Annotated in this window: 12 protein-coding genes; 5 read left to right on the top strand and 7 right to left on the bottom strand. The window is 63.2% G+C overall.

Annotated elements, in window-relative coordinates; all coding sequences use genetic code 11:
- The coding region (locus CQ14_RS45355; protein ID WP_430650223.1) for an MTH938/NDUFAF3 family protein at nucleotides 1-194 on the top strand (194 nt) is incomplete at its 5' end.
- A 188-nt stretch (nucleotides 195-382) separates the two neighbouring features.
- Here the strand turns inward: CQ14_RS45355 and CQ14_RS29305 are convergent.
- On the bottom strand, nucleotides 383-1,774 hold the full coding sequence (locus CQ14_RS29305; protein ID WP_199805639.1) for a serine hydrolase domain-containing protein: 1,392 nt from the start codon (nucleotides 1,772-1,774) through the stop codon (nucleotides 383-385).
- Between the two features lie 470 nt (nucleotides 1,775-2,244).
- Here CQ14_RS29305 and CQ14_RS29300 point away from each other — a divergent pair, with 470 nt between their 5' ends.
- From CQ14_RS29300 to CQ14_RS29290, 3 genes are all read left to right on the top strand, one after another.
- Nucleotides 2,245-3,240, top strand: a complete 996-nt coding sequence (locus CQ14_RS29300) for an NAD(P)H-dependent flavin oxidoreductase (RefSeq protein WP_057861287.1) — start codon at nucleotides 2,245-2,247, stop codon at nucleotides 3,238-3,240.
- Nucleotides 3,241-3,308: 68 nt separating this feature from the next.
- The gene (locus CQ14_RS29295; RefSeq protein WP_057861286.1) at nucleotides 3,309-4,277 is read left to right on the top strand and encodes a quinone oxidoreductase family protein; all 969 of its coding nucleotides are present in this window, start codon (nucleotides 3,309-3,311) and stop codon (nucleotides 4,275-4,277) included.
- 3 nt (nucleotides 4,278-4,280) lie between these two features.
- Nucleotides 4,281-5,120 carry an SMP-30/gluconolactonase/LRE family protein gene (locus tag CQ14_RS29290; protein ID WP_057861285.1) on the top strand — a complete coding sequence of 280 codons (840 nt, stop codon included), beginning with the start codon at nucleotides 4,281-4,283 and terminating at the stop codon, nucleotides 5,118-5,120.
- 526 nt (nucleotides 5,121-5,646) lie between these two features.
- Here CQ14_RS29290 and CQ14_RS46920 read toward each other — a convergent pair.
- The 3 genes from CQ14_RS46920 to CQ14_RS29275 all read right to left on the bottom strand — a co-directional run bounded on the left by CQ14_RS46920 (nucleotide 5,647) and on the right by CQ14_RS29275 (nucleotide 7,215).
- Nucleotides 5,647-5,811: a type II toxin-antitoxin system RelE/ParE family toxin gene (locus CQ14_RS46920; RefSeq protein WP_430650222.1), complete on the bottom strand. Its 165-nt coding sequence runs from the start codon at nucleotides 5,809-5,811 to the stop codon at nucleotides 5,647-5,649.
- A gap of 124 nt (nucleotides 5,812-5,935) precedes the next feature.
- The gene (locus CQ14_RS29280; RefSeq protein WP_246175698.1) at nucleotides 5,936-6,130 is read right to left on the bottom strand and encodes a hypothetical protein; all 195 of its coding nucleotides are present in this window, start codon (nucleotides 6,128-6,130) and stop codon (nucleotides 5,936-5,938) included.
- Between the two features lie 86 nt (nucleotides 6,131-6,216).
- A complete protein-coding gene (locus tag CQ14_RS29275) occupies nucleotides 6,217-7,215 on the bottom strand; it encodes an aldo/keto reductase (RefSeq protein ID WP_082650082.1) in 999 nt (332 codons plus the stop codon).
- Nucleotides 7,216-7,559: 344 nt separating this feature from the next.
- Between CQ14_RS29275 and CQ14_RS29270 the strand changes: the two genes are divergently transcribed.
- Nucleotides 7,560-8,804 (top strand): serine hydrolase domain-containing protein, encoded by a 1,245-nt coding sequence (locus CQ14_RS29270; protein ID WP_082650081.1) that lies wholly within the window; start codon nucleotides 7,560-7,562, stop codon nucleotides 8,802-8,804.
- A gap of 82 nt (nucleotides 8,805-8,886) precedes the next feature.
- On the opposite strand, the gene CQ14_RS29265 is transcribed toward CQ14_RS29270, so the two are convergent.
- The 3 genes from CQ14_RS29265 to CQ14_RS29255 all read right to left on the bottom strand — a co-directional run bounded on the left by CQ14_RS29265 (nucleotide 8,887) and on the right by CQ14_RS29255 (nucleotide 11,836).
- A complete protein-coding gene (locus tag CQ14_RS29265) occupies nucleotides 8,887-9,681 on the bottom strand; it encodes a substrate-binding periplasmic protein (RefSeq protein ID WP_063800442.1) in 795 nt (264 codons plus the stop codon).
- Entirely contained in the window at nucleotides 9,674-10,033 is a 360-nt protein-coding gene (locus CQ14_RS42640; RefSeq protein ID WP_082650079.1) for a c-type cytochrome, read from the bottom strand. The genes CQ14_RS29265 and CQ14_RS42640 overlap by 8 nt, the downstream gene beginning before the upstream one ends.
- Nucleotides 10,034-10,096: 63 nt before the next feature.
- The gene (locus CQ14_RS29255) at nucleotides 10,097-11,836 is read right to left on the bottom strand and encodes a pyrroloquinoline quinone-dependent dehydrogenase (protein WP_057861391.1); all 1,740 of its coding nucleotides are present in this window, start codon (nucleotides 11,834-11,836) and stop codon (nucleotides 10,097-10,099) included.
- Nucleotides 11,837-12,187 lie beyond the last annotated feature (351 nt).

Here is a 12,187-nt window from a genome sequence, read left to right as displayed (position 1 = left end):
TCATCTATGAGGATGGATGCGAGCAGCTAATTCTTGGTTCGGGCCAGATGGGCAATGTGCAGCTATCGCCGGAAGCTGAGACGTATTTTGCGAAGAAGGGTTGCGCGGTTCTATTGCAGCCGACCCCCAAGGCGATTCATACGTTCAACAGCTCGCATGCAAAGAAGATCGGCCTTTTCCACATTACCTGCTAGATCGGGCCCGGCCGCTCGCATGAGAAAAAAGCCCGAGAGCGCATTGAAACCATCGATTGGTCGCGCGGTCGTGCTTGCTGATCGGTGGCGGAAATCAGAGTCGGCTTTTGGGGCCAACAACAGCCGCAATCAGGCTCGGCGTGCTATCAGATAGACTGTTAGCCTCGTTGACACGATTCTTAGTGTTTTTACCGTCCTTCGCTTGGCCCGTTGGGCACTCTATTATCAGATTCTTGGCCCCGGCCCTTTTGTGCTTTCGGCACCGCCTCGATCAACAGCGCGAGCGCCTTGTCGAAGCCTGAATTGGCGTAAAGTGCGCCCCGATAGTGCCCGAGACGCACGACGACGAGATCGTGCGAGGGAATGATCAGCGTGGTCTGCCCGCCAGCGCCCGCCATGTAATAGGCGTCGCGTGGGACTGGATATTGCCCGTCGCCGTTGAGCCAGAAGAAAGCTCCATAGATCGGCCGATCGTCCGCGGCCCAGGCCGGCGCAAGAGTGCTGACGAATGTTGTGTAGCCCTCTGGGAGAATGCGCTCACCGTTCCAAACGCCCCCCTGAAGAAAGAGATTGCCAAGCCGCGCCCAATCGCGCCCGGAGCCCACCTCATAACCCTGCCCCAGAAAATTTCCGAACGGATCAGTTTCGATCACCATGGTACGGATGCCGAGCTTGTCGAACAGCACCCGCTGAGGAAATGAGAGATATTCGTCGCCGCGTTTTTCGACACCGAGCCGGATCAGATAGTTGATCAGGACCGGATCGGTGTTGCGATAGCGTCCGACCGTGTTGGGAGGCCATTGCAATGGCCGTGTCGCCGCGTAGCGAAAAGAATCGATGCCGCCCGTATAAAGATAGACGTGATCCGGATAAGGCCCCGTGGGGTCATGATCCGGATCTTGGGGCGCCCTGATCCGAAGCCCGCTCGACATGTGAAGGAGATCTGCAATGCGTATCTTGGCGCGCGGGTCACCGGGCGATTGCCATTCAGGAATCGGTGCCGCCTGCTCTAAATCATAGACGCCGTCTTTGACCAGAATGCCAAAGAGCGCTGCCGTAACGCTCTTGCCCATGGACCAGCCTTCGAGAGCTGTCTGCGACGTAATACCTTCCGCGTAGCGCTCGGCAATGAGGCGGCCTCTCCACGTCACAACGAACGCCGCGGTCAATCCTTCGGCCGGCTCGAAAGCGGCATTCACGGCAGCCTTGAGTTTCCCGGCATCGATCTCTGTCGGCAACGGCTCTTGAGGCAGCATGTCGCCCATTGGCCACAACTGGGTTGCGGGATCGGGCAACCGGCTCTTGACGGCGACCGGCTCGAAGTTCATGGCGCTCGCGCCGATCGGCAACGTGACGCACCCCTGGCTTCCGAGATATTTGGCGGTACGGGTCATGCCGCCAGGAAGCGTGACATGGACCGCCTTGTTGGCGCGATCGATGACGGGCTTGCCGAGCTTCGCGCGCGCTCCGTAGGGTGCGGTGAAAAACCCGACATTCTCGGCCGCGAAATCGGGCGCCAGGCCGGTCATGAATACAGCCGAGCACATGACCTTCGCATATCCGGCGGCATGATGTGTCAAGGGGTCGCCTGGCGGCGGCACGTAGGGCGTATCGAGTTCGAAGGATTTCGCGCGAGCGATGAGCGCGTCGTTGGCGGTAACCTGCGCTGCCGCCGTCGCACCGCCGAGAGCGACAAGAATTGTCACCAAAAGACACTTACTCATGATCGCTCCCGCGAAAACGAACGATAGTCGTTGGGTTCAATTGTTGTGCATGCAACACATCAATATGCCCCAACGCGCATCTGAGTGAGAGTATGGCCAGCTCGGGTGCAGGATATCAGATTGGCGGCACAACTGCGCTGCCGCCGGCCCCATGCGGAATTGTTCGCACTGCGGAACAAGTCCCCGCTTTTGCATGATGGCGTTGCCCTGACTACCACCAGCCCCCGGTAGACTTTTGCGAGGGGTGGCGGCATCCTGCCTGTCGAAATCTCAGAACATGACGTGCACGGGCGGTTGCGGCCGTGCCGGGGAAACAGAGGGCAGACATGATCAAGACGCGATTCACCGAGCTCGTCGGCGTCGAGCACCCGATCGTCCAGGGCGGCATGCAATGGGTCGGACGCGCCGAGCTGGTGGCGGCCGTCGCCAATGCCGGCGCGCTCGGGCTGATCACCGCGCTGACGCAGCCGACGCCGGAGGATCTCACCAAGGAAATCGCGCGCTGCCGTGACCTGACCGACAAGCCGTTCGGCGTCAACCTCACCATCCTCCCCGCGATCAAGCCGCCGCCCTATGCCGAGTACCGCCAGGCCATCATCGAGGCCGGCATCAAGATCGTCGAGACCGCCGGCAACAAGCCGCAGGACCATGTCACCGCGTTCAAGAAGCACGGCATCAAGGTCATCCATAAATGCACCAGCGTCCGCCACGCGCTGTCGGCCGAGCGGATGGGCGTCGATGCGATCTCGATCGACGGCTTTGAATGCGCCGGCCATCCCGGCGAGGACGACACCCCCGGCCTGATCCTGATCCCGGCGGCCGCCAACAAGGTCAAGATTCCGATGATCGCCTCCGGCGGTTTTGGCGACGGCCGCGGCCTGGTCGCCGCGCTGGCGCTGGGCGCCGAGGGCATCAACATGGGCACGCGCTTCATGTGCACCAAGGAAAGCCCGATCCATCAGCTCGTGAAGGAACGCATCGTCGCCAATGACGAGCGCGAGACCGAACTGATCTTCCGCACCATGCGCAACACCTCGCGCGTTGCCAAGAACGCGATCTCGACCAAGGTCGTGGCGATGGAGAAGGAAGGCGCCAGGTTCGAGGACGTGCGCGAACTCGTCGCCGGCGCCCGCGGCAAGATGGTCTACGCGTCAGGCGATGCCGATGAAGGCATCTGGTCGGCCGGCCAGGTCCAGGGCCTGATCCACGACATCCCGACCTGCGCCGAGCTGGTGTCGCGCATCGTGCGCGATGCGGAAGCGATCATCGCCAGCCGGCTCGGAGGCATGATGTCGGGTGCCCAGCGGCAGGCCGCCGAATAGGTGGCTTGACGCCAGCAACAAGGAAGGCGGCCGAACAAGCCGCCGTCGGCCAACAACGAGAAGAAGCCATGAAAGCCTATGTGTATGGCGCCAACGGCAGCGAAATCACCGAAGTCGCAAAACCCACGCCGAAAGGCAGCCAGGTGCTGGTCAAGGTCCAGGCCTGCGGCCTCAACCGCGCCGATCTCGGCATGACCAAGGGCCACGCCCATGGCTCAGCCGGTGGCGTCGGCACCGTGCTCGGCATGGAATGGGCGGGCGAAGTCGCCGAGCTCGGCCCCGACGCTGAGGGCGTCAAGGTCGGCGACAAGATCATGGGCTCGGGCGCCGCTGCGTTTGCCGAGTACACGCTGGCCGACCATCGCCGGCTGTTCCGCGCCCCCTCGAACATGAACTTCGAGGAGGCCTGCACCCTCCCCGTCGCAATCACCACCATGCACAATGCGGTCGTCACCAACGGCGCGCTGCAGGCGGGCCAGACTGTGTTGATTCAGGGCGCCAGCTCCGGCGTCGGCCTGATGGCGATGCAGATCGCAAAATTCAAGGGCGCAAAACTCGTGATCGGCTCGTCGACGGACGCGATGCGCCGCGGCCGCCTGAAGGAATTCGGCGCCGACCTCGCGATTGATTCCAGCGATCCCGGCTGGGTCGATCAGGTGCTGAAGGCGACCAATGGCGAAGGCGTCGACCTGATCGTCGACCAGGTCTCGGGCAAGGTCGCCAACCAGAACCTTGCCGCAACCAAGGTCAAGGGCCGCATCGTCAATGTCGGCCGGCTCGGCGGCACCCACGCCGATTTCAATTTCGACCTCCACGCCGCCCGCCGCATCAACTATATCGGCGTCACCTTCCGCACCCGCACCATCGATGAAATCCGCGAGATCTTTGACGAGGTCCGGAAAGACATCTGGCCGGCGGTGGAATCGCGAAAACTGCAATTGCCGATCGACAAGGTCTATCCGTTCGCCGAGATCGGAAAAGCGTTCGAGCACATGGAAGCCAACAAGCACCTCGGCAAGATCGTGGTGACGCTGTAGCCGATGACGCTGCGCTGCATCCTCGACGGCGGGCGTTACTACGAGGGGCCGCGCTGGCACGCGGGCCGGCTCTGGTTCGTCGACTGCATGGAGCGGACGCTGCTCAGCCTCTCTCTGTCGGGCGAGTGCGAGCAGCACGCGAAATTCGACGACGCGCCGTGCGGCCTCGGCGTGCTGCCTGATGGCACGGTGATCGTGCTGACGATGTTCCGCAAGCGCCTCCTGGCCTACCGCGACGGCGCGCTGTCGCTTTACGCCGACCTCTCTAAAATCGCGACCGGCACCATCGACGACATGATCGTCGATGGCTTGGGCCGCGCCTATGTCGGCGATCTCGGTTTCGATCTGCCCCCGCCGCCCGATCGCGGCGCTCCCGGCCTCATCCTTCTGGTGATGCCCGATGGCGCGACGCGCGTCGTCGCGGAGGGATTGCGGTTTCCCAACGGCATCGCCGTCTCTGCCGATCATCACCGGCTCGTCGTCGCCGAAATGGATGGCGGATGCCTCGCCGATTACGAGATCGCAGCCGACGGCGGCCTGAAACTGCGTGGGCGCTTCGGGAGCATGACATCTCCCGATGGCATCTGCCTTGATCAGGAAGGCGCCGTGTGGCTCGCAGCCTTCGAGGAAGACGCCTTCATTCGCCTCGACGCCGAGGGGCGCGAATTGCAGCGCATCGAAGTCCCCCGCCGCCGCGCCCTCGCCTGTGTACTCGGCGGTCCAAACCGGAAAACGCTGTTCTGCCTAAGCGCAGCGACCTCCTACGAGGAACTGCGGCAACGCAAATCGTCCGCACGGATCGACGTGGTCGATGTAGACGTTGCGGGCGGCGGTTATCCCTGATAGCGCGTAGGATGGGTGGAGCGAAGCAATCGTAGCCTCGGCATGGTATCCACGGAGAGATCAATTGATTGGCGAGACGGTCAGGTTCACCGCGAGTGACGGCAAGTGCGCCATCGTAATTGAGGACGATGGAAGAGTCGGCTACGCTTACCTCTTGGATTCTCGAGGCGAGATCTGCGGTGACGTATGGCTTTACAATCGTTGTCCTGCTCCGGACGTGCCCGAGTGGCATGATCCGAGTGGTGCGCCCTTCGCGAATCCATTGGCCTACGTTCAATGCTGCACGGAGTTTCGTTTTCCTAACTCCTCCGCTGACATCGATATAGATTGGGCTTGCGAAGATGGCGCGTGTTTGGCGCGTATATTTATGAAGAAGAAATTGGTTGCAGTGTTGAAGAATGGGGCCAAGCCGGGCTGGGCCCTCTTGGCGAAGAAGGATGGACCTTTGGCTAAGTCTCTCAAATGAAGTCGGGTTTAATGGATACACCGGTGGATTACGCCTTCGGCTAATCCGTCCTACGGCTTCCTAAGTATCCGAATATTCACGCTCGCGGGCTGAATGTTGGACGGCGAGAATTACAATTCCCTCAGCCTCGTCGTCAGCAGTGTAATAGACCAAATATGGATAAGGCCGCGTCACTAGCTTGCGCGCGCCCTCCACCTTCTGTTGCCGTCCCATGTGCGGAAACAAGACCAACCCTGGAGCGACGCAAGAATCGCAGCCCGCACGCGAAGTGCGGCTTGCGGGCTATACTCGCGTACATAATCGGCAATCTCGGCGATATCCCGAACTGCGCGCGGAGTAAAACGAAGCTTCATTGCTCGAAGCGACGGAACGCGGCTTCGACCTCGGCGTCGGTTGCGAATTGGCGGCGCTTGGCTTGCGCAAGCCCCTCCAGCACGGCGGGAAGATGCGCAGGATCAATCTCCTCGGGCTCCCCCTCGTGGCCGCTCAGGGTCAGCATGGCGAGTGCGATTTCATCCTGGTCTTCAGGCGGCAGGCGCCGCACGGCTTCCAGGGCTTTTTCGAGTAGCTTTGTCATAAGTGAAAGATACGGTCGAACCGCCTAAAATGGAAGGGCCCGCGTCCGCACGATCATCTTGCCTCGCCAGCGAACGCCTGCCGCAGCTCCGACAGCCGATCGAGCGCCGCCTGTGGCATCGGGCCCTTCTCGACCGCGGCGAGTGCGTCCTCGAACTGCTGCGGCGTCGCCATGCCGACGAGGATCGTACCCATCGCCGGGTGCGACAGCGCAAACCGCGTGGCGGCTTCGGTCAGGCTGGCGGCGAAGCCTTCCCTCACCAGCGGCATCAGGCGGCGTGCGCGATCGATATCGGCATCGTAACTCAACGCCGAACCGATCGGCTCCGGCGCGGCGCCCGCGATCGGATGGCGATCGGCCGACCCCGACAGCGCGCCGCCCGCCAGCACGCGGATGCCGACGACGCCGACACCGGCAGCCTTTGTGTGGTCGAACAGCCGTCCATAATCCTGCGCCGGATAGTTTTGCGGCAATTCGTCCGCCGCCGACGGATTGAGCATGTTGTAGACGACCTGCGCACTGTCGAACACGCGCGCATCCATGACCTGATGCAGCGCCGCGGTATCGCCTAGCGCCGTGATGCCGAGGAAACGGATCTTGCCCTGCTGCCGCAGCCGCTCGAATGCCGGCACCACTTCGTCGAGCACCTGCCGCACGCTCAGCGCCGGTCCGCTGCCCTGCCCGGTAATCGGATTATGCAGATGCAGGATATCGACCCGCTCGAGCCGCAGCCGCGAAAGGCTGCCTTCGAACGATGTCCTCACCGCCTCATCGATGCGGCCACGATCGCTTGGCGGCAGCCGCACCTTGGTGCCGACGACGACATCAGCCGGCTTCAGCTTCTGCAAAATGCGGCCAAGGTTCTTTTCGGATTCGCCATCGCCATATTGCACCGCGGTGTCGAAGTAATTGACGCCGGCGGCGATTGCGCGGGCAACCGTCCGCTCCTGGTCGGCCGCATCGCCGCGCACCATCAAGCCGCCCACTGCGCCGCAGCCAAAGCCCAGCACCGAGAGCTGCATCCTCGTGCGCCCAAAGACCTGCGTTTGCATGGCCGTCCCTCCGCGTGAGTGGGAGATTATGCAGGGACGAACCGCCGTTGCTCAACCCTTGATGTTGCGGGAGTTCAGATCGACGGACGGATTGGCTGGGCCCATGCCCACTCTCCCATCGAAAGCAGATAGTCGACGATGCGATGGGCACGCCCGCCGTGCGCCGCGAACATGCCCTCATCGCGCGAGCAGCGCGAGACTCAATCAATCACAGGTGATAGCGTCCCGCGCGACAGGGATGCGGCGCGGCATCCCTGTCGCCGTTATCGCGCCGGCGTCGAACAAGAACAATCAGCGTGGGGAGAGCTGCGCGGGCTAGACCCGGGCTTAAGCGGGAGGCGTGTATGAATCGAAAGGCCGTTGGAATGATCTTGAGCATTGGCGCTGCGGTTGCGTTGGACGGCGCCGCGAGCGCACAGAATTCGGCCGGCAGCGCGGCCCTCGACGCCAGCCTGCGCGGCGCGGTCGAGCGCAAGGACGTGCCGGGCGTGGTGGCGCTTGTCACCGATCGCGAGCGCGTGCTGTATCGCAGCGCCTTCGGCGTCGCCGACGTCGCGACCGGGCGCCCGCTTGCGGCAGAGGCGATCTTTCGTATCGCCTCGATGACCAAGCCGGTCACATCGGTCGCCTTGATGCAGCTCGTCGAGCAGGGCCGCCTCGGTCTCGATGACCCGGCCGAAAAATACCTGCCGGAGCTTGCGGGGCTGAAGGTCTTTGAATCCTTCGACACTGCGACCGGCGCCTACCAGCTTCGCCCGGCGTCACGGTCGCCGACCGTCAGGCACATCCTGACGCACACGTCGGGCCTCGCTTATCCCTTCACCAGCACGATCTGGCGCGATTTCAAGCCGCGCGCCGGCGAAACCTATCCGTTCGGCGGACCGCTGCTGTTCGATCCGGGCGAGCGCTGGCACTACAGCACCTCTACCGATGTCTGCGGCAAGCTGGTCGAGGTGATCTCAGGCCAAAAGCTCGAAAACTATTTCCGCCAGCACATCTTCGCCCCGCTGAAGATGGAGGACACCGCCTACAACGTGCCGGAGGCCAAGGGCCCGCGCCTCGTCGCGCAACAGCAGCGCGCCGGCGAGCGCATGGACGGCGCCGTCGAGCTGCAGAAGCCGCAGCTCGGCCTCACCATTGCATCGCCAATCGGCGGCGGCGGCCTCGCCTCGACCGCCGATGATTACGGTCGCTTCGTGCGCATGCTGCTCAACGGCGGCGAGCTCGACGGGGCACGCGTGCTCAAGACCGAGACGGTGGCGCTGATGGGCCAGAACCATATCGGCGCGGTCTCGGTCCCCGCGCTCAAGAGCGTGTTGCCGCGCAGCGCCGACTTCACCTTCATCGCCGACGGCCGCGACAAATGGGGGCTCGGCTTCCTGATCACCGCCGACCAGGTGCAAGGCAAGCGCTCGCCCGGCAGTCTGAGCTGGGGCGGCATCAACAACACCTTCTTCTGGATCGATCCCGCCCGCGGCATCGCCGGCGTGATCATGATGCAGTATCTGCCGTTCGCCGACGCCAAGGCGCTCGCCGTCTACGATACTTTCGAGCGCGGCGCCTACCAGCTCGTGACCCCCGAGCGGTAGAAGTCTCGCCATGTCCGGCCGGCGTCATGCCGGCCGGGCGCAAGCGCGGACCGTGTCATGGCCGGCGCGGCGATACCGCGCCCTACTGCGGAGGTCGCAGCTCGATGCCATAGCGCGCATAGATCCGCGCGATGGTGCCATCGGCCAGCAGGGCCTCGATGGCCGCATCGACACGCGCGCGCAGCTTGTCGTCGGGGCGAAGCAGCCCGGCCGCGATATTCCAGTTCAAATCCTGATCGGTGTCGAACGCCGGAATGATGCGCAACGGCTTGTCGGCGTGCTGCAGGTTGAACCAGCCGACCGTCATCGGTGTGACGGCGGCCGCCTCGATCTCGCGATTGGCCAACGCTGCGACAATATCGTCCTCGTACACGAACGGAGACGTGGTGGCGCCGCCCTTGGCGAGCGTCATGGAAACCAGCGAGCCGACCGGCACCCCGACCCGCTGATCGGAACCGAGATTGGCCAGCGACGATGCGGGTGAATCGCCCCGCACCGCAAGCACGACGCCGCTGCGATGATAGGGACGCGATACCTGCACGCCGCCCGCGGGCGGCGTATCCTTGCGGGCGATGACGTCGAGCACGAGGTCGCAATCGGCGCGGCGATACTGGATCGCACTGACCACCCACTCCCGCGTCAGCTTGACGCCGAGCTGCTGGGCAATTTTCTCGCCGAGTTCGACCTGGAATCCCGGGACCGGTCCGGACTTGCTTGCAAACGGCAGGGCGTTGGGGCTGGCACAGAGCGTCAACGCGCCGCGCTCGATGACGGTTTCCAGCGAGCGGGCATCCGCCAACGCGCTCCAGAGTATCACCAGCGCGAGGCTCGCCGCGTATCTGATGAGGCGACTTCGCGGAGACGGCACTCTAGTCATCGAGCCCTCGAATGTAGGCCAGGATCGCGATGATCTGGCCATCGGTGAACACCGAACCATATGCGGGCATGGCGCCCGTCTTGCCCTTCTTGATACGCTCGATGATGTATTCGTCGCTGCGCTCGGACTTCGACAGCTTCGGTCCCCTGCCCGCATGACGGCCGCCATCCTGGTGGCAAAAGCCGCAGGTGGTAGCGAACATTTTCCCGCCCTCGATGTCATCAGGCGAGGCTTCGGCTTGCGGCAGCGGATTCGCAGAGCTGGCCGAGTTGGACTGTTGCGCAAACGAGGCGGTCGGCAGCCACGACCAGATGATGGCCAGGGCAGCAACCATTACAAACGATATTCGCATTCCGTTATCCGTATTGACCGCAAGGGCGGCAGGGAGAGATCGATCCCTGCCGCCCCGCGCGTGTCATTGTCTGAGCGCGAAGACAACCAGGGCACCGGTATTCTTCGGCATGCTCTTGAAGGGCTCGCCATAGAGCGCGACGAACTCGTCGGCCACCAGGCTGCCCCAGCCCGCCGGTACGGCGACGTACTGCTTGCCGCCGGCCATGTAGCTGATGATGCCAGCGTTGTGTCCCATGCCGTTGTTGCGCGACCAGAGCTCTTCGCCGGTGTCGGCATTGTAGGCGTGCACGATGCCTACGGAATCCGGCACGAATACCAGATTGCCCGCCGTGGCGAGAACGCTGGCGAGCGGCGGTTGCGGGTACGTGACCTCCCACTTCTTGGCGCCAGTGACGGGATCGCGGGCGCTAAGATGACCGCGGGCCGGTCCGTCCGGAGGCGGGATAAACTTGAACGTCGCGCCGATGTTGAGCTGGGCCATCGGCTCCAGGATCGGCGTGGTCTTCTCGACGGTCAACTCCATGCACCACTCCTGCCCGATCCGGTAGAACAGCCCGTTCTTGGGGCTGTAGGCACCGGAGTTCCAGCTGATGCCGCCGGCGATAGCCGGGCACAATGGCGGGTCCACCTTGCCTTCCACGAGATCGCGGCGACCGATCAACTCGCCGGTCTTCGGGTCGATGCTCTTGACGAAGTTGATGTTCTTGACCAGCGGCCAGACGTTCTCGATCTTGGCGTTGGAACGATCGTAGACGAAGATGTGTCCGCCCTTGTTCGCGTGCACCACGAGCTTCTTGCCGCCGCGGTCGATCATGACGAACTCGCCCACGGACGAGTCGAAGTCCCAGGCATCGTGCGGCAGCTCCTGATGGTAGAATTTGAGCTTGCCGGTGTCGGGATCGAGCGCGATGACCGATGTCGTATAGAGGTTCTCGCCCGGCCGCGGTCCGCTCTTCTTCCAGTCCGCGCCTCCCCAGTCATAGAGCGGTGCCGGGTTGGCGGTGCCCCACCACACTGCATTGGTTTCCGGATCATAGGCTCCGGGCATCCAGCCCCCGCCGCCCCCGGTCCGCCAGGAGTCACCACCCCAGGTCTTCATGGCCTCTTCGGTGCCGGCGACCGTGAAGAATTCCCATTTCTTCGCTCCGGTCTTGCCATCCACGCCGAAGATCGGCCCGCGATGGGGCCATTCGCCGCCCTGGGCGCCGATGATCACCTTGTCCTTCACCACCAGCGGCGCGCCGGTGAAGCCGACCGTCATCTTCTTGGAATCCAGCAGCTTCGTGTCCCATACCGGCTTGCCGGTCTTCAGCTCGAGCGCGATCAGCCGACCATCGACCGTGCCGACATAGAGATTGCCGTGTCCGATGGCGATGCCGCGGTTGTAGGGCGAGTGCGTCTGCTTGGCGACCAGCTCCTCGTCGAGCTCCGGCGCATAGGCCCAGATCGTCTTGCCGGTCGCGCCGTCAAGTGCGTAGACCCGGCTGTAGGAGCCCGAATAGTACAGCACGCCGTCAAGGGCCAGCGGCGTCGACTGAATGCCGCGGGTGGCGCGCTCCGGAAAATGCATCCAGGCGACTTCGAGATTCTTGACGTTGCCGGTATTGATCTGGTCGAGGCCGCTGTAATGATAGGATTTGTAGGTGCCGTGATGCGTCGGCCAGTCGTTCTGGGCCGCCTCGGCATTCAGGGCTGCGTCGGTCGGTTGCGTCGGCGCCTGAGCGTGCGCCGGCGGGATAGTGACCAGGGCTGCCACCGCCAGCGCGGCGCAGCCGACAAGATATCGATCATGGAAAATCATCTGCATCCTCCCCTTGTCGTTTGTTTGGTGGGCCGAATTTTCGTCGCGACCCTTCCAGGATGCCTCAATTCCTCATCGGGTCGGGAGTTCCAGGTAGATGGCGTGGACAGGCAAGACTGCCGTGAAGAAACGGCAGCACCTCGTTTCGCCTGGATAAGAAGCGGGCTGAGGTTCGGGCGAAGGGATTGTTTTCGAGGAAGGTACCGTTCAGTGCACGGCGGCACATGCAATCATTGGCGGGGCTTACCTGCCCCGTCCTGCCCCCGGCGATGTCGGTGCGGTGCACCATGACACGTCCCTCGATGCCGGCGCCATTAGTTGACCGGATTGTTGTTTTTTTGTGGACCGCCT

It is taken from the genome of Bradyrhizobium lablabi (genome assembly GCF_001440475.1).
GTDB lineage: Bacteria > Pseudomonadota > Alphaproteobacteria > Rhizobiales > Xanthobacteraceae > Bradyrhizobium > Bradyrhizobium lablabi.
The sequence above is the reverse complement of the archived record's forward strand: the minus strand, read 5'-3'. Positions and strand labels throughout refer to the sequence as shown.